The sequence below is a fragment of the Bradyrhizobium liaoningense genome (assembly GCF_018130955.1).
In the GTDB taxonomy this organism is placed as follows: domain Bacteria; phylum Pseudomonadota; class Alphaproteobacteria; order Rhizobiales; family Xanthobacteraceae; genus Bradyrhizobium; species Bradyrhizobium liaoningense_C.
Window position 1 is genome coordinate 38148 of sequence record NZ_JAFCJM010000015.1, and the last position, 16483, is coordinate 54630.

Here is a 16483-nt window from a genome sequence, read left to right on the forward strand (position 1 = left end):
GATGACGCCCGCCTACACCTTCCGCCCGATGACGGCGTCCGACCTGCCGCTGATCGGGCGGTGGCTGGGCGAGCCGCATGTGCGGGAGTGGTGGGGCGATCCGGACGAGCAATATGCGCTGGTGGCCGGCGACCTCGACGAGCCCGCGATGGACCAGTTCATCGTGTTGGCAGGTGGCGATCCCTTCGGCTACCTTCAGTGCTACCGCCTGACGGCGTGGAATACCGGCCTTGGGCCGCAACCGGAGGGTACCCGTGGCATCGATCAGTTCATCGGTGTGTCAGACATGATCGAACGCGGCCACGGCTCGACCTTCATCCGCCAGTTCGTCGACCACCAGTTGGGGCAGGGCTTGCCGCGCATGGTCACCGATCCCGATCCCAAGAATCTTCGCGCGGTACGCGCCTATCAGAAGGCGGGCTTTGAAAGAACAGGCATGGTCGAGACGCCGGACGGGCCGTCGCTGCTGATGGTGCGCGATCGATGACCATGGCGCGCGTCGACGACAACAAGATCTCGATTCCCTCGATCTATTGGGTCGGCATCGCGCTGCTCCTGCTCGCGCTGCAGGCCTCGATCCTGTTTGCGATGGGCCGCGTGCCGATCTGCACCTGCGGCTATGTCAAACTCTGGCACGGCGTGGTGCAGAGCTCGGAGAATTCGCAGCACATCGCCGACTGGTACACGCTGTCGCATGTGCTGCACGGTTTTCTGTTCTACGGCCTGACCTGGGTGCTGTTCTCGCGCTGGTCCTGGCCGGCGCGGCTCATCCTCGCGATGCTGATCGAGGGTACCTGGGAGATCGTCGAGAATTCGCCCTTCATCATCGAGCGCTATCGCGCCGGAACCATCTCGCTGGACTATTACGGCGACAGCATCGTGAACTCGGTGTCCGACACCGTGGCCATGATCCTGGGTTTCCTCACGGCGCGCGCGCTGCCGGTGACCGCAACCGTGCTGCTCGCACTCGTTTTCGAAATCGTGATGGCGCTCCATATTCGCGACAATCTGACGCTGAATATCTTGATGCTGATCTACCCGCTTGACGCCGTGAAGCAGTGGCAATCGGGTCCGCCGATCATCTGATCGCCGAAAAATGCAGCTTGTCCTCGCCCGTCTCTGACCCTAGCTAAGCAGACATGACAGACTTCTCCCCCCGCGAAATCGTTTCCGAACTCGACCGTTTCATCGTCGGCCAGGCCGAGGCCAAGCGCGCCGTCTCGATCGCGCTGCGCAACCGCTGGCGCCGCCAGCAGCTCACGGGCTCCCTGCGCGAAGAGGTGCTGCCGAAGAACATCTTGATGATCGGCCCGACCGGCGTCGGCAAGACCGAGATCGCGCGTCGCCTCGCAAAGCTCGCCAACGCACCGTTCCTGAAGGTGGAAGCGACCAAATTCACCGAGGTCGGCTATGTCGGCCGCGACGTCGAGCAGATCGTCCGCGATCTCGTCGAGGTCGCAATCGCCCAGGTGCGCGAGAAGAAGCGCAAGGACGTGCAGGCGCGCGCCCAGCTTGCCGCCGAGGAACGCGTGCTCGACGCGCTGGTCGGCGCCAACGCCAGTTCCGGGACGCGGGAATCGTTCCGCAAGAGGCTGCGGGCCGGCGAGCTCAACGACAAGGAAATCGAGATCGAGACCCAGAGCTCGGGCAGCGGCCTTCCGATGTTCGAGATCCCGGGCATGCCCGGCGCGCAACTGGGCGCGGTCTCGCTCGGCGACATCTTTGGCAAGCTCGGCGGCCGCCCCAAGATGCGGCGGCTGACGGTCGAAAGCTCGCACGAAATCCTCGTCAACGAGGAATCCGACAAGCTCCTGGACAACGACCAGCTCGTGCAAGAGGCGATCAGCGCCGCCGAGAACAACGGCATCGTATTCCTCGACGAGATCGACAAGATCTGCGTCCGCGACGGCCGGGTCGGCGGCGATGTCTCCCGCGAGGGCGTGCAGCGCGACCTCTTGCCGCTGATCGAGGGCACCACCGTCTCGACCAAGCACGGCGCGGTCAAGACCGACCATATCCTGTTCATCGCCTCCGGCGCCTTCCACATCGCAAAGCCGTCGGACCTGCTGCCGGAATTGCAGGGCCGCCTGCCGATCCGCGTAGAATTGCAAGCGCTGACCCGCGACGACATGCGGCGCATCCTCACCGAGCCCGAGGCCTCGCTGATCAAGCAATATGTGGCGCTGCTGCAAACCGAGGGCGTCAAGCTCGACATCACCGACGGCGCGATCGACGCGCTCGCCGACATCGCGGTCGCCGTCAACTCGTCGGTCGAGAACATCGGCGCGCGGCGGCTGCAGACGGTGATGGAGCGGGTGCTGGACGAAATCTCCTTCACCGCGCCCGACCGCAACGGCGAGACAATCCAGATCGATGCCGATTATGTGCAGAAGCACATCGGCGACCTCGCCAAGAACGCCGATCTGAGCCGGTTCATTTTGTAATTTCCGGCCAGTCCGCTATCTATTCCGCCGTCGTCCTGGCGAAAGCCAGGACCCATTACCACCGGCGTTCCTTATTGGAAAAGATAGCGGCCCCAACCTTGGCTCACACAAACATTCGTGGTTATGGATCCCGGATCGGCGCTCGCTGCGCGAGCTTGTCCGGGATGACGGCGGAGGTGGACGCACGCCGGGTGGCTCGTGCGCGCTAGCATCCTGCAAAACCCATGGCGGCTTTTGCTCGCGGTCAACGCTGCAATCATCGTCGGCGTCTTCATTAATAAGATCCAGCTTCCGCCCTGGGTCCCCTACATCCACCTCGTCGTCGACTATCATTTCGGCTTCATCAAGCGCGCGCTGATCGGCGCGGCCGTTGCGCTGTTTACCGACAGGGTGCCGGTGTGGCTGGTGTTTGCACTCGCCGACGTGACCTGGCTCGTAACACTTGCGCTGTTCGTAAGACTCTTCCGAAAAACGTTCGGCTTCAACGAGAAGACCTTGCCGCTGTTCGTCTTCATGGCGGGCTCGCCGTTCTTCCTGAAGAATTTCATGCACACGCTCGGCCATTTCGACATCTATGGCTGCGCGCTGGCGATCGTGCTGCTGATGATCCCTGCCCGCTCGCTGCTGTTCGTCGCGCTCGCCGCGCTGTTCTCGATCGTCCTGATCCTGATCCACCACATCCATCTCCTGATGTATGTGCCGACCATCGTCGTCATCGTGCTGCTCAGGCACTACCTCGGCCATGGCATCGGCCGGACCAATGTCGCGTTCGGCGCAGTTGCGCTCGTTTGCGTGAGCGTGCTGTTCTTCGCCGCGCAGTTCTGGGGCGTGATGCCGATCCCCGAAGCCGACTTCGTGCAGCATCTGCGCGGGCGGATGGCCGATCCGACACGCAGCGATCTCCTGCAGTTCAGCTACATCTGGTACCAGCCGCTGTCGAAGGAGATTTCCGATACCTGGGGCCGCATGCCCCACAACATCCTCGGCGTCCCCGTCTTCGTGCTGCTGATCTGGCTGCATACGCCGCTGTGGCGCTATTTTGCCAACGTCATCCGCGCCCTCGCCGATGAGATGCACCGGCGCCTGGTCATTGCCGGCCTGATCGGCGTTGGCCTCGCCTATCTCGTGATGTTTGCGATGGTGTTCGATTATTCGCGCTGGATCTCGAACTGGGCGGTCTGCATGTTCTTGATCCTGCATGCCGTGAAGGCGCTCCCGGCTGCACGTGAAGTCACGCCGATTCCCAGCGAGGATCGCAACACCAACATTTTTGGCGTGATCGTCACCCTGATCCCGCGCGTCGGAATCGTGCGGCCGTTCTAACCTCGCGCCCGTCGTATCCGCACATAGAGCGCGCCCTCGCCGCCATGGCCGATGCCGGCTTCCTCAAAGCCGACAACAAGGCTGCGAAACTCCGGCAGGCTCAGCCATTGCGGCACCTGGCGGCGCAGCACGCCGCTTTCGCCGCCGGTGCGACCCTTGCCGGTGATGACGAGCACGAAGGTCAGTCCCTCGTAATGTGCCCGCTGCAGAAAATTCGACAACGCGTGATGGGCGCGGACCTGCGTCATGCCGTGCAGATCGAGGCGCGCCTCGATCCCGCTGCGGCCGCGCGAAAGCTTGGTCCGCTCGCGCTTGCCGAGCGGCGCCAGCGGCGGCACCGCGGGTTTTGCCACGCGCGGCGCGGTCGCAGGTGCATGGGGGCGCGGCGACATTGACGGCTTTGCGACCGGCGGCACGGTTGCCGTCGGCTCAGAGCGCTTCGCGGCATGTGACTTCGGCGCGCGATGTTTCCTTAGCGGCTTGACCTGCTTCGCAACCAGGTCCCAGAGCGCGCGATCCTCTTCGCTGAGCGCACGGCGGCGCGGCGATGGAGGTGGGTCCAGCACGGGCGGGCGCGACGATCGTTTCATTGCTGAATTGCGCGGCGACGAACGTGCTTGCGCTGCTCGCGGCTCGGCTTGATGACCGGGCGCGGCTCCGGCAATGGCACCGGGTTCGCCACGGCCACTGTCGCACCGGCGGCTTGCTGCGCAGCAGGAGCAGCGTTCTTCTGATCTTTGGCAGGAGCCGTCTGCGGAAACAGTTTTGCGATTTTTTCCGACGGCCGGGGATCTGGCACCGGCAATTTTTGGCCGCGTGCCACGGGATCAAGGCTCTTCGGCACCAGCATCACAAAATGCATGGGATGACGCAGGCGGCCGGAGACGCGGCCCGCTTCCTGGCCGGCGCCGAAATAGAGATCGGCGCGTGCGGGCCCGACGATCGCCGATCCCGTGTCCTGCGCGATCATCAGGCGGTGGAACGGGGTCTTCGACCGATCGGACTCGATCGGCAATTGCCCCTCGATGAAGAACGGCGTGCCGTAGACGTGCAGCGCCTTGTCCACTGCGATCGAGCGGCCCGCGGTCAGCGGCACGCCCTGGGCGCCGACGGCCTCGTCCTTGTCCGACAGGTTCACCTCGCGGAAGAAGATGTAGGAGCGGTTTTGCCGCCGCAGCTCCTTGGCGCCATCAGGATTCTGCGCCATCCACTCCCTGATCTTCTGCATCGACATCTCCTCCTTCGGGACGATGCCGCGCTCGATCAAAACTCGCCCCACGGCGGTGTAGGGATAGCCGTTGTGGGCGTCGTAGTTGATGCGGACGGTCGAGCCGTCCTCCAGCTTGATCCGCGCCGAGCCCTGGATCTGCGCGAAGAGGAGATCGGTGGAATCCTTGAGGTAGCAGATCTCGAGCCCGCGGCCGGCGATGATGCCGTCCTCGATCTCGCCGCGGTCGTAATAGGGCACCAGCTTGCGGCGGCCGATCTTGCGGAACACCTGGCCCTTGTTGGGCAGGCTGACGGAATCCTGCTTGTAGCCGCGCACGAACAGATTGGAGGGCCGGCGGTAGACCGGCACGGTGTAGGCATCGGTCGGCGTGCGCGAGCCGTCGAGGATCGGCTCGTAATAGCCGGTCACGAATCCGTCGGGCTCGCCGAGGCGCGAGATGCGGAGCGGGGAAAAATGCTCCTCGAAAAATGCCTTGGCTTTGACGTCGTCGGACAATTCCAGCGTCTTCGTGATCCGGCACGGCTCGTTGAGCGAACCACCCAGCGCCTTGGCCTCAGGCGACGGCTGGTTTTGCGGCGTGATCGACTTGCAGCTCACGCGAAAGGCCTTGTAGGCGGCGAGATGGTCGTCGTCGCTCCAGCCGGCGATGTCGGTCCAGGCGAGCGGCAGATATTGCGTTCCGGGAATGTCGAAGGGCAGCGCGAGGTTGGGGTAGGGCAGCGCCCGCGCGGGCACGGCTGCGATAGTCGGAGCGGGATGATGACGGCCGTGGGAGTGGCGGCGCGCAGCCTCGGCGGCGAGCGAAAACGACGACAGCGCGACGGCTCCTGCGCACAGCGCCGTCACGCAATTCCAAAAGGCTTGCTTAATGCGCGCTTCCGGTGCCAACCAGCTTCCAGTTCGGATCGCGAGAACCTGTGTCGCGGGCGAAGGTCCAGACGTCGGTGATGTCGGCGACCTTGTCGGCGCTGCCGTCGACGATGGCGCCGGCCTTGTCGCGGGTGACCGAGATCATCTGCGAGACGAAACGCACCGTGAGTTGCGCGGTGCGGTCGCGCGCCTCGGCACCGACGAGCTCGGCCTTGTCGATCGAGACGAAGCGCGTCTCGGTCTTCTGCTCGGCCTTCTCGCGCTCCTTGATCGCGGCGTCAAAGCTCTCATAGACCTCCGACGACAACAGGTCGCGCAACGCGCGGCGGTCGCCATTGGCAAAGGCAAGCACGATCATCTCATAGGCGCTGCGGGCGCCCGACAGGAAGTGGCGCGGGTCGAACGAGGAATCCTTCTCGACGATGGCATCGAGGCCCAGCGCGAGCGACGTGCCGGGTTCGGCGAGATCCTTCCAGCGGTCGCTCGGCGGCGCGACATCGGCGCTCGGCGCGAGCGGGGCCTGATCGATCACCTTGCCGGGCATCGTCACGACATTCTTGTCCGCGCCCTGGAGGGCGTTGCGCGCGGTGCGGTCGAAAGGCGGCCGCTCGTTGCCGGTGCGCTGCCCCAGCACGCTGCGCAGGCGCACGAAGATGAAGACCGCCAGCGCTAGGAAGATGATGGTGTAGATGTCCACGTGGTATTCGCTTTCTGGTCCTTGCCGTCTGGCCTTTGCCGGGAAAATAAGTCCGGCCAGTAGACCGTTCCTTACCGGAACGGCAACACTACATCACCTTTTTAGGTCCGCTTCAGGTCCGCGGGATGTAGGCACGAAATCTTGCCCGGCCAATGGCGCCTTTTGGCACAGTGCGAATTCTAGCGCGTTTTATGCTTAAGGGGAAACCCGATCCTGCCCGGAAATCACGCATCTTCAAATGTTTAAGATGCATGCGGGAAGACCGGGACGGGTAGGGAGGCACCCCCGCAACCCGCGCCGGAAGACGTCCTCCGGGGTCGTTCGTCCCTTGTGGAATGAGGCGCCCCTATGTTAGCCAACCCGCCGCGATATCAGGCCCATTCGGGGTTAAGGAGAGATTTTCATGACCAACGGTAACGGCAACGCCCCCGACGCGGCCCAGGCTCCCCAGCTCAACGTGCTGGCGCAGTATACCAAGGACCTCTCGTTCGAGAATCCCAACGCGCCCGCCTCGCTGCAGCAGCAGGGTCAGCAGCCGCAAATCAACATCCAGATCAACGTCAACGCCAACAATCTCAGCGAACAGGAGTTCGAGGTGACGTTGTCGGTCGAGGGCAAGGCTGAAACGGCCGGCAAGGTGATGTTCTCCTTCGAGCTCGCCTATGCGGGTGTGTTCCGCATCGTCAACGTGCCGAAGGAAAACCTGCACCCGCTGGTCATGATCGAATGCCCGCGGCTCTTGTTCCCGTTCGCCCGCGAGATCATCGCGACTGCCGTGCGTGACGGCGGGTTCCCGCCCCTGATGCTCGATCCCGTCGATTTCGTCGGTCTCTACCGCCAGAACATGGAACGGCAGATGGCCCAGCAGGGCCAGGCCAAGCCGAGCTAGGCGAAGTCGAGCTAAGTCAGGTCGGACTGGCCGCGGTTGCGGCCAGATATTCGTTCCAGATCGCCTTGTCCCCCATCGTCGCGATGAAGGCACGATGGGCCTCGCGCTCGGCCTCGCTGACGCGCGGGGCTAGCGGCGCTGGCCGTTGCCGCCGTGGCACGTCGCCACTCGTCCCGACTCGAATTTCCTCGGACTCCGACGCCAGGATGAGTTGCGACTGACGCGCGCCGATCAGGTCGACATAGACTTCCGCAAGCAGCTCGGCGTCGAGCAACGCGCCATGCTTGGTGCGGTGGGAATTGTCGATCGCATAGCGCGAGCAGAGATCGTCGAGGCGATTGGACACGCCGGGATGCTTGCGCCGCGCCAGCAGCAGCGTATCCACCAACCGCTCGCGCGGGATCGCCGCACGCTTGATGCGGTCGAGCTCGGCGTTGATGAAGCTGATGTCGAACGAGGCATTGTGGATCACCAGCGGCGCGTCGCCGATGAATTCCAGGAACTCGTCGACCACCTCGTCGAATAGCGGCTTCGTCGAGAGGAATTCGCTCGACAGCCCGTGCACGGCAAAGGCTTCCGCCGGCATGTCGCGCTGCGGGTTGATGTAGCGATGGAAGCTCTGGCCCGTCGGCATGCGGTTAAAGATCTCGACACAGCCGATCTCGACCAGGCGATCGCCGCGCAGGGGATCGAGGCCGGTGGTTTCGGTGTCGAGGACGATTTCACGCATGATTTAAGATACCGCTATGAAGCGAATCAGTTTCGCCGCTGCGGCATCTTAACGACCTCGGCCAGAATGTCCTTGATTTGCGCCCGCACCGGATCGAGGCCGTGCGAGGTATCCACCACGAAATCGGCGCGCTTGCGCTTCTCGGTGTCGGGCATCTGCTTGGCGATGATGGCATCGAGTTTTTGTGCGTCCATGGTGCCGCGCGCCAGCACGCGCTCGCGCTGAAGTTCCGGCGACGTCGTCACCACGACAACGGCGTCGACGCGCTTCTCGCCGCCGGTCTCATACAACAGTGGAATATCCAGGATCACGACCGGCGCCTTCGCCGCCTCGGCGTCCGCGAAAAACTTCTGACGCGAGGCCCCGAGCATCGGATGGACGATCTGCTCCAATTGCTTCATGGCCGCGGCATCGCCAACCACGCGCGCCGACAATTTTGCACGGTCGACCTTGCCATTGGCGGTCGTGCCCGGAAAAGCCGCCTCGATCGCCGGCGCGGCTTCGCCCTCATAGAGCTGGTGGACCGCGGCGTCGGCGTCATAGACGGGAACGCCCGCCTCCGCGAACAGCTTTGCTGTCGTGGATTTGCCCATCCCGATCGAGCCGGTCAGTCCCAGGATCAACATGACAGCGCCGCCATCTATCTGGTCACACCGCAACTAGCCCTTCGTGGCGGAGGAAGGCAAGCAGCGGCAGGAGCGGCAGGCCCAGGATGGTGAAGTGATCGCCCTCGATTCGCTCGAACAGATGCACGCCCAATCCTTCGAGCTGATAGGCGCCGACGCTGGTCGTGACGGCTTCGCTGGCGGCATCGAGATAGGCGGATATTTCGGCCTCGGAGAGCGATCGCATCGTCATCCGGGCCACCGAAGCGTCCTCGAACAGCAGCTTGCCGCCGCGGGCAATTGCGACCGCTGAATGCAGCTCATGGACACGTCCGGCAAGATCGTGGAGCTGCCCGGCCGCCTGCTCCCGACCCGCGGGCTTGGTGAAGAGACGCTCGCCGAGCGCCAATGTTTGATCCGCGCCGATCACGTAGCGATCGCGCTGCTGCGCCGAGACCGCCTTCGCCTTCTCGCGGGCCAGCAGCATGGCGACGTCGCGCGGACTGGAGAGCCTTGAGCCGGCCTGAATCCCACGCTCGTCGATATCGGCGGGTACTGCTTCGAACGGAAGTCCGGCATTCGCGAGCAACATTTTTCGCGCCTGGCTTTGCGAGGCCAAGATCAGCGGAGCTTTGCCGCGCCAGAGACTCATCGGCCGCATCTACTCCGAAGGACGGTTGCGTTGCCGGTCGGTGTAAAGCTTCATGACCGCGGCGGCGGTTTCCTCGATCGAGCGTCGCGTCACGTCGAGCAACGCCCAATTGTGCTTGGCGCTGAGTTTTCGTGCGAATGCGACTTCGTCGGTCACGGCCTGCTTGTCGATATAGGTGTCACTGCCTCGCTCGGCCCCCATGCTCAGCAACCGGTTCTGGCGCACCTGGATCAGGCGTTCTGGCGTGGCGTGCAGGCTTACGATCAGCGGCCGCGTCAGCGTCTCCAATTGATGCGGGACAGGAATGCCCGGCACCAGCGGAACATTGGCCGTGCGGATGCCACGGTTGGCGAGGTAGATCGAGGTCGGCGTCTTCGAGGTGCGCGACACGCCCACGAGCACCACGTCGGCTTCTTCGAGGCCTTCGACGTGCTGGCCGTCGTCGTGGATCATCGTGTAGTTCAGCGCGTCGATTCGCTTGAAATATTCGGCATTGAGCACGTGCTGGGCGCCGACACGCCCCGTCGTCGCAGCTCCGAGATAGGCCTCGAACAATTGCATCACCGGTCCGATGATCGAGAGGCTCGGAACGTTGATTTCCTTGCACTTGTTCTCGAGCCTCGCGACCAGATCCTTCTCGAGCAGCGTGAACAGCACGATACCCGGCGCTTCCTCGATCTCGTCAAGCACACGATCAAGCTGCTTCTGGCTGCGCACCAGCGGATAGACATGCTCGACCGGCGTGACGTTGGCGTATTGCGCGGCGACCGCGCGCGCCACGGTGATCAGGGTCTCGCCGGTGGAATCGGAGACGAGGTGCAGATGGAAATAATTGTTCGATGTCGGCACGAAATCTCTTTGTATGTCGGCGGGACGAGCTGTGAATAGGTGTGGAGCTTAACCCCTCGGAAAGGGTTGTGCGACACCAGGGGCGGGATAACGGCCAAGTTTCTTCACACCGGTCCGTCAAAGGATAACTCCGACGCCTTGCGGGCGCGGAAACGGGATTGTGCGTACAGGCCTCTTGATAAGCCGCCGACAATTATGCGCAAGCCCTTGAAGATGGGTGGCTTATCCGGATCTCGCGGATCAGCGCTGGAAATGTTGATGGGTGTGAAAAAGCACAGGCAAAGTGGCGGACCGCATTGCATGAGTCCAATCCACGGTCACTCAGACTCAAACCTTTAAGAATCTATAAGTTTTAGGTTTAGAAGAGCCGAGCGTGCGGATATGTGTGCGCTCCAATCTCTAAATGAATTCTTACCAATTCGGGTTCCTCCACCGATTGATGAGAAGCGAAGGTTTTGACGTATGTACGAGTGGATCAAGGCGCTGCACGTGATTGCCGTCATCTCCTGGATGGCGGGAATGCTCTATCTGCCGCGGTTGTTCGTCTATCACTGCGAGGCCGAGGTCGGCTCAAAGCAGTCCGAGACCTTCAAGGTCATGGAATGGCGGCTGCTCAAGGTCATCATCAACCCCGCGATGATCATCACCTGGCTCGCCGGTCTCTATCTCGCGTGGTCCGGCCATTGGTTTGCGTCACCCTGGTTGCACGTAAAACTGGCACTGGTGCTGGCGCTCTCCGCGGTCCACGGCTTTTTTTCCCGCTGGGTGAAGGATTTCAAAGCCGACCGGCGGCCGCGTACCCAGAAATTCTATCGGATTATCAACGAGGTGCCGACAGTCCTGATGATCTTCATCGTCATCATGGTGATCGTGAAGCCGTTCTAGGCAAGGATCGTGATCGACCGCTCAGTGCTTCGGCTTGCGCCGCGAGAAGCGATTTTCTATATTAGCGACATCCCACCCAACGCAGGCGGATGTGGTTGTGTCCGAGCTTTTTGACAGCCGGACACCGCATCAGGTTTGAAGCCTCACCGGCACTCTCCTTGCTAGACCTGCGGACCTTACCTGCTCGCGTCCGCATTTCTCAGGCCACCTCGCACCCCCTTCCCAAGGTTACCCCACAGGACCACCCCAATGCGGGAAATCAAACTCCAAGACCTCAAATCCAAGACCCCGGCCGAGCTCGTCTCGTTCGCGGAAGAAAAAGGGGTCGAGAACGCCAGCACGCTGCGCAAGCAGGAGCTTTTGTTCGCCATTCTCAAGCAGCTCTCGATTCAGGAAACCGACATCGTCGGCGAGGGCGTCGTCGAGGTGCTCTCTGACGGCTTCGGCTTTCTCCGCTCGCCGGATGCCAACTACCTGCCCGGCCCTGATGACATCTACGTCTCACCATCGCAGATTCGCCGCTTCGGCCTGCGCACCGGCGACACCATCGAAGGCCACATCCGCAGCCCGAAAGAGGGCGAGCGCTACTTTGCGCTGCTCAAGGTCAACACGCTCAATTTTGAGGACCCGGAAAAGGCCAAGCACAAGGTCAATTTCGACAACCTCACGCCGCTGTTTCCGAATCAGCGCTTCCGGATGGAAATCGACGACCCGACGCGAAAAGACCTTTCTGCAAGGGTGATCGACATCGTTGCACCGATCGGCAAGGGCCAGCGCGCGCTGATCGTCGCGCCGCCGCGCACCGGTAAGACGGTGCTGATGCAGAACATCGCGCACTCGATCACCGCGAATCACCCGGATTGCTATCTGATCGTGCTGCTGATCGACGAACGTCCGGAAGAAGTCACGGACATGCAGCGTTCGGTGAAGGGCGAGGTTGTGTCCTCGACCTTCGACGAGCCGGCGGTGCGCCACGTCCAGGTCGCCGAGATGGTGATCGAAAAAGCAAAGCGCCTGGTCGAGCATGGCCGCGATGTCGTGATCCTGCTCGATTCGATCACGCGCCTCGGCCGCGCCTACAACACCGTGGTGCCGTCATCGGGCAAGGTGCTGACCGGCGGTGTCGACGCCAACGCGCTGCAGCGGCCGAAGCGCTTTTTCGGTGCCGCCCGCAACATCGAGGAGGGCGGCTCGCTGACCATCATCGCGACCGCGCTGGTCGATACCGGCAGCCGCATGGACGAAGTCATCTTCGAAGAGTTCAAGGGCACCGGTAACTCCGAACTGATCCTCGATCGCAAGGTCTCGGACAAGCGGACCTTCCCGGCGATCGACATCTCGCGCTCCGGCACCCGCAAGGAGGAGCTCATCACCGATCCGCAGGTGCTGAAGAAGATGTACGTCCTCCGCCGCATCCTGAACCCGATGGGCACCATGGACGCGATCGACTTCCTGCTCGACAAGCTGCGCTCGACCAAGAGCAACTCCGAGTTCTTCGATTCGATGAATACCTGAGGTCTGCTGCAGCAATGTTTGCGAAGGGCGCCTCCGGGCGCCCTTTTGCTTTTGCTGCAGTTTTGCTGCGGGATCAGGCGCAGCATGGCCGGCGCGAAAAGGCTGCGGACTAGTTTTCAACTTGTTGTATTTACACAGATATTTGGCGATCTTGGCGCACTGTCTGAGCCAAACGCCGTAGACCAGGCAACAGAAAATGTTACGCCGCATATTGCGTCGCACAATAGCAACACTTTGCGCGGCGACCGGCGATGGAGGCGCGTCCGGCGCTTGAATTCGGCGTTTGCCTTTTGGCCGGTTGGCCGACAAATAGGCCGCCATGCATCCAAGGGACCAGACCATTTTTGCGCTGTCATCGGGACGGCCGCCGAGCGCGATTGCCATCGTGCGGGTCTCGGGGGCCGTCGCTGGCGAGGTGCTGGCCGCGCTGGCGGGCAGGCTCCCGAGCCCGCGGCAGGCCAGCCGGGTGACGCTGCGGGATGCGGAGGGACAGCCGATCGACGATGCGGTCGTGCTGTGGTTTCCGGCCCCTGGTAGCGCGACGGGTGAGGACGTCGCCGAATTCCACGTCCATGGCGGACGCGCGGTGCTGGCGGCGTTGCTCGCTGCTATTTCTGTTATTCCGAATGTACGCGCGGCAGAGCCCGGCGAGTTCACGCGCCGCGCATTCGAGAACGGCAAGCTCGACCTCACCGAAGCCGAGGGCCTCGACGACCTCATTCACGCCGACACCGACCGGCAGCGCCGGCAGGCCTTGCGTCAGTTGCAGGGATTGCTCGGCGACCGCGCCCGCGACTGGCGCGAACGGATCATCGACGCGTCGGCACTGATCGAGGCCGGAATCGATTTCTCCGACGAGGGCGATGTGCCCATGGAATTGCAGGCGCCGGCGTTGAAGGCAATCAAGGCCCTGCACGACGAAATCGCAAAAGTGCTTGCGGCGCAGGGCAAAGCCGAACGCCTGCGCGAGGGCCTCGTGGTCGCGATCGCCGGCCCGCCGAATGTCGGCAAGTCGACGCTGATCAATCAGCTCGCGCGGCGCGACGTCGCAATCGTCTCGCCGCACGCCGGCACGACGCGCGACGTGATCGAGGTGCAGCTCGACCTCGACGGTTATCCCGTCACCGTCATCGACACGGCCGGCATCCGCGAGACCGACGATCCCGTCGAGCAGGAAGGCGTGCGCCGGGCACGTGCGCGCGCGGACGAGGCAGATCTCGTGCTGTGGATCTCCGATGATGGGGAGAGTGGTGACGCTCCGTCGGCCAGGGGAGCCCCGGTGTGGATCGTGCGGAACAAGATCGATCTCGCTTCGGGAGGCTTGAGTCCAGGGGCCGGGAAGGTTATTGCCCCGGACGCGAATCCCAAGGTCTTTGCGATCTCGGCGCAGCGCGGCGACGGACTGCCCGACCTGATCATGTCCTTGGTCGAGTTTGCCGGTGCATTCTTCGGGGCGAGTGAAGGCGCGCTCGTAACCCGGGCTCGCCAGCGGGAGCTGTTGCGCCAGACCGCTGGGTCCCTGCAGCGGAGCATGGACCTGCTCGGCGAGGGCGAGGAACTCGCTGCAGAGGAACTCCGGGCTGCGGCCTACGCGCTCGGCCGGCTGCTGGGCCGGGTGGATGTCGAGGATGTCCTTGGGGCCATTTTCCAAAAGTTCTGTGTTGGAAAGTAGAGCTAGTTCTAGATTGTAGAACTAGCGCTTGTTCCGGCTCTTCGTTGTTTCACGTGAAACAATTGGAGAGATGGGAACGCCAGCTACTTTGCATGGGGTTGTTTTCGCGAAATTTGGCGGGAGCTTGCGGGGGTGCGCTGTTTCACGTGAAACACGGGCCGAGTTTCCACTTCCGGCTTTTCTCGCTCTGGGCTAGAAGTCCACGCTATGCGGACAGAGCGAGATTCCTTCGACGTCATCGTGATTGGCGGCGGGCACGCCGGCTGTGAGGCTGCGGCTGCGGCTGCGCGCATGGGCGCGGCCACGGCATTGGTGACCCACCGCTTTGCCACCGTCGGCGCAATGTCCTGCAATCCCGCCATCGGCGGTCTCGGCAAGGGTCACCTGGTCCGCGAGATCGACGCGCTCGACGGCCTGATGGGCCGGGTCGCGGACGCCGGCGGCATTCAGTTCCGGATGCTCAACCGCCGGAAGGGTCCTGCCGTTCGCGGTCCGCGGGCCCAGGCCGACCGGAAGCTCTATGCGGCCGCGATGCAGGCAGCGATCCGCGAGACCGATCGTCTCAGCGTGATCGAGGGCGAGGCGGACGAGTTGATCGTCAGGGACGGTCGGGTCACCGGTCTGCGCCTGGCTGATGGACGGACCTTGCGGGCAGGGGCCGTTGTCGTCACCACCGGGACCTTCCTCCGCGGTCTGATCCATCTTGGAGAGAAGAATTGGCCGGCCGGGCGCGTGGGTGAAGCCCCCGCGATGGGGCTCTCGAAGTCTTTTGAGGCCGCCGGTTTCACGCTGGGCCGGCTCAAGACCGGCACCCCGCCGCGGCTCGACGGCACCACGATCGACTGGTCGGCGGTCGAAATGCAGCCCGGCGATGATCCGCCAGAGCCCTTTTCGGTCCTGACCGAGCGGATCACGACCCCGCAGATCCAGTGCGGCATCACCCGGACGACATCGGCGACCCATGAGGTCATCCGGGCCAATGTACATCGCTCTCCGATGTATTCCGGCCAGATCAAGAGCTCCGGCCCGCGCTATTGCCCCTCGATCGAGGACAAGATCGTCCGCTTCGGCGACCGCGACGGCCACCAGATCTTTTTGGAGCCCGAGGGCCTCGATGATCCGACGGTTTATCCCAACGGCATCTCGACTTCGCTGCCGGAGGAGGTCCAGCTCGCGATCCTCGCCACCATCCCGGGCCTGGAGCGGGTCAAGATGGTCCGGCCGGGTTATGCCATCGAATATGACCATGTCGATCCCCGCGAGCTCGATCCGACCCTGCAGACCAAGCGTCTGCGCGGTCTTTTCCTGGCCGGACAGATCAATGGCACCACCGGATATGAGGAAGCCGGCGCCCAGGGCATCGTGGCCGGTCTCAACGCGGCGCTTGCCGCCAGCGGAGCGGCGCTGACGGTCTTCGATCGCGCGGACGGCTATCTTGGCGTGATGATCGACGACCTCGTGACCCGGGGGATCACCGAGCCCTATCGGATGTTCACCTCGCGGGCCGAGTATCGGCTGACCTTGCGGGCCGACAATGCCGACCAGCGCCTCACCGAGAAGGGCATTGCTCTCGGATGCGTCGGGAGCCGTCGCACCGAACATCATCGGGCCAAGATGGTGGCCCTCGGAGCGGCGAAGACGCTCTCGAAGTCGCTGACCATCACCCCGAACGAGGCCAGCAAGCACGGCCTGTCTCTGAACAGGGACGGTCAGCGCCGGTCGGCCTTTGAGCTGCTTGCCTATCCCGAGATCGGCTGGAGCCAGGTTCGGGCCATCTGGCCGGAGCTGTCGGTCATTGACCCCGCCATTGCGACCCACCTCGAGATCGACGCCAAGTATGACGTCTATCTGGAGCGTCAGAGCGCCGACGTCGAAGCTTTCCGGCGCGACGAGGCCATGGTGCTTTCCGATGTCGACTACGCCCAGGTGCCGGGGCTTTCCAACGAGGTGCGGGGCAAGCTCGAGCGTGCGCGGCCCTTCACGATTGGTCAGGCCGGCCGGCTCGACGGCATGACGCCCGCGGCGCTCGGCATTCTTGCGGCCTACCTCCGCCGCGAAGCCCGCCGCAAGACCTCGAAGGCGATGGCCTAGGCGTTTCACGTGAAACAGCGCGGACCCGGC

General features: G+C 63.3%; 16 protein-coding genes. 9 read left to right on the forward strand and 7 right to left on the reverse strand.

Annotation, left to right across the window (positions count from 1 at the left end; genetic code table 11):
* Position 1 precedes the first annotated feature (1 nt).
* From JQ632_RS15070 to JQ632_RS15085, 4 genes are all read left to right on the forward strand, one after another.
* Complete coding sequence (locus tag JQ632_RS15070; protein ID WP_212403252.1) at positions 2 to 487, forward strand: GNAT family N-acetyltransferase; 486 nt, start codon at positions 2 to 4, stop codon at positions 485 to 487.
* 2 nt (positions 488 to 489) lie between these two features.
* A complete protein-coding gene (locus tag JQ632_RS15075; RefSeq protein ID WP_409363487.1) occupies positions 490 to 1086 on the forward strand; it encodes a DUF2585 domain-containing protein in 597 nt (198 codons plus the stop codon).
* Positions 1087 to 1139: 53 nt separating this feature from the next.
* Positions 1140 to 2444, forward strand: a complete 1305-nt coding sequence (gene hslU, locus JQ632_RS15080) for an ATP-dependent protease ATPase subunit HslU (protein ID WP_212403256.1) — start codon at positions 1140 to 1142, stop codon at positions 2442 to 2444.
* A 198-nt stretch (positions 2445 to 2642) separates the two neighbouring features.
* On the forward strand, positions 2643 to 3767 hold the full coding sequence (locus tag JQ632_RS15085; protein WP_212403258.1) for a hypothetical protein: 1125 nt from the start codon (positions 2643 to 2645) through the stop codon (positions 3765 to 3767).
* Here the strand turns inward: JQ632_RS15085 and JQ632_RS15090 are convergent.
* Genes JQ632_RS15090 through JQ632_RS15100 form a run of 3 tightly spaced genes read right to left on the reverse strand, consistent with a single transcriptional unit; the run spans position 3764 to position 6565 of the window.
* Positions 3764 to 4357 (reverse strand): Smr/MutS family protein, encoded by a 594-nt coding sequence (locus tag JQ632_RS15090; protein ID WP_212403260.1) that lies wholly within the window; start codon positions 4355 to 4357, stop codon positions 3764 to 3766. The two genes, JQ632_RS15085 and JQ632_RS15090, sit on opposite strands and share 4 nt — an antisense overlap.
* On the reverse strand, positions 4354 to 5886 hold the full coding sequence (locus JQ632_RS15095; protein WP_212403262.1) for a murein transglycosylase A: 1533 nt from the start codon (positions 5884 to 5886) through the stop codon (positions 4354 to 4356). Before JQ632_RS15095 ends, JQ632_RS15090 begins: the two co-directional genes overlap by 4 nt.
* Complete coding sequence (locus JQ632_RS15100; RefSeq protein WP_212403264.1) at positions 5864 to 6565, reverse strand: Tim44/TimA family putative adaptor protein; 702 nt, start codon at positions 6563 to 6565, stop codon at positions 5864 to 5866. Before JQ632_RS15100 ends, JQ632_RS15095 begins: the two co-directional genes overlap by 23 nt.
* 403 nt (positions 6566 to 6968) lie before the next feature.
* Between JQ632_RS15100 and secB the strand changes: the two genes are divergently transcribed.
* Complete coding sequence (secB, locus tag JQ632_RS15105) at positions 6969 to 7454, forward strand: protein-export chaperone SecB (RefSeq protein ID WP_212403266.1); 486 nt, start codon at positions 6969 to 6971, stop codon at positions 7452 to 7454.
* Between the two features lie 16 nt (positions 7455 to 7470).
* Here secB and dnaQ read toward each other — a convergent pair whose 3' ends face one another.
* From dnaQ to JQ632_RS15125, 4 genes are read right to left on the reverse strand one after another with little or no spacing between them, the layout of a single operon-like run.
* Positions 7471 to 8184: a DNA polymerase III subunit epsilon gene (gene dnaQ, locus JQ632_RS15110; protein ID WP_212403267.1), complete on the reverse strand. Its 714-nt coding sequence runs from the start codon at positions 8182 to 8184 to the stop codon at positions 7471 to 7473.
* Between the two features lie 26 nt (positions 8185 to 8210).
* The gene (gene coaE, locus JQ632_RS15115; protein ID WP_212403269.1) at positions 8211 to 8810 is read right to left on the reverse strand and encodes a dephospho-CoA kinase; all 600 of its coding nucleotides are present in this window, start codon (positions 8808 to 8810) and stop codon (positions 8211 to 8213) included.
* 22 nt (positions 8811 to 8832) lie between these two features.
* Positions 8833 to 9441: a nucleoside triphosphate pyrophosphatase gene (locus JQ632_RS15120; protein WP_212403271.1), complete on the reverse strand. Its 609-nt coding sequence runs from the start codon at positions 9439 to 9441 to the stop codon at positions 8833 to 8835.
* 9 nt (positions 9442 to 9450) lie between these two features.
* Complete coding sequence (locus JQ632_RS15125; protein ID WP_212403272.1) at positions 9451 to 10290, reverse strand: pyruvate, water dikinase regulatory protein; 840 nt, start codon at positions 10288 to 10290, stop codon at positions 9451 to 9453.
* A 462-nt stretch (positions 10291 to 10752) separates the two neighbouring features.
* Between JQ632_RS15125 and hemJ the strand changes: the two genes are divergently transcribed.
* The 4 genes from hemJ to mnmG all read left to right on the forward strand — a co-directional run bounded on the left by hemJ (position 10753) and on the right by mnmG (position 16453).
* Complete coding sequence (gene hemJ, locus JQ632_RS15130; RefSeq protein WP_212403274.1) at positions 10753 to 11175, forward strand: protoporphyrinogen oxidase HemJ; 423 nt, start codon at positions 10753 to 10755, stop codon at positions 11173 to 11175.
* A 249-nt stretch (positions 11176 to 11424) separates the two neighbouring features.
* A complete protein-coding gene (rho, locus tag JQ632_RS15135) occupies positions 11425 to 12690 on the forward strand; it encodes a transcription termination factor Rho (protein ID WP_091882608.1) in 1266 nt (421 codons plus the stop codon).
* Positions 12691 to 13009: 319 nt separating this feature from the next.
* Positions 13010 to 14362, forward strand: a complete 1353-nt coding sequence (mnmE, locus tag JQ632_RS15140) for a tRNA uridine-5-carboxymethylaminomethyl(34) synthesis GTPase MnmE (RefSeq protein WP_212403276.1) — start codon at positions 13010 to 13012, stop codon at positions 14360 to 14362.
* A gap of 207 nt (positions 14363 to 14569) precedes the next feature.
* Positions 14570 to 16453, forward strand: coding sequence for a tRNA uridine-5-carboxymethylaminomethyl(34) synthesis enzyme MnmG (gene mnmG, locus JQ632_RS15145; RefSeq protein ID WP_212403278.1), 1884 nt, complete (start codon positions 14570 to 14572; stop codon positions 16451 to 16453).
* Positions 16454 to 16483: the final 30 nt, after the last annotated feature.

Excerpts from the sequence above, each read along its gene's own strand:
- JQ632_RS15075 (WP_409363487.1), top strand. The coding sequence starts at position 490 with ATGGCGCGCGTCGACGACAACAAGATCTCGATTCCCTCGATCTATTGG.
- JQ632_RS15070 (WP_212403252.1), top strand. The coding sequence starts at position 2 with ATGACGCCCGCCTACACCTTCCGCCCGATGACGGCGTCCGACCTGCCG.
- JQ632_RS15120 (WP_212403271.1), bottom strand. The coding sequence starts at position 9,441 with ATGAGTCTCTGGCGCGGCAAAGCTCCGCTGATCTTGGCCTCGCAAAGC.
- mnmG (WP_212403278.1), top strand. The coding sequence starts at position 14,570 with ATGCGGACAGAGCGAGATTCCTTCGACGTCATCGTGATTGGCGGCGGG.
- secB (WP_212403266.1), top strand. The coding sequence starts at position 6,969 with ATGACCAACGGTAACGGCAACGCCCCCGACGCGGCCCAGGCTCCCCAG.
- rho (WP_091882608.1), top strand. The coding sequence starts at position 11,425 with ATGCGGGAAATCAAACTCCAAGACCTCAAATCCAAGACCCCGGCCGAG.
- hemJ (WP_212403274.1), top strand. The coding sequence starts at position 10,753 with ATGTACGAGTGGATCAAGGCGCTGCACGTGATTGCCGTCATCTCCTGG.
- coaE (WP_212403269.1), bottom strand. The coding sequence starts at position 8,810 with ATGTTGATCCTGGGACTGACCGGCTCGATCGGGATGGGCAAATCCACG.
- dnaQ (WP_212403267.1), bottom strand. The coding sequence starts at position 8,184 with ATGCGTGAAATCGTCCTCGACACCGAAACCACCGGCCTCGATCCCCTG.
- mnmE (WP_212403276.1), top strand. The coding sequence starts at position 13,010 with ATGCATCCAAGGGACCAGACCATTTTTGCGCTGTCATCGGGACGGCCG.
- JQ632_RS15090 (WP_212403260.1), bottom strand. The coding sequence starts at position 4,357 with ATGAAACGATCGTCGCGCCCGCCCGTGCTGGACCCACCTCCATCGCCG.
- hslU (WP_212403256.1), top strand. The coding sequence starts at position 1,140 with ATGACAGACTTCTCCCCCCGCGAAATCGTTTCCGAACTCGACCGTTTC.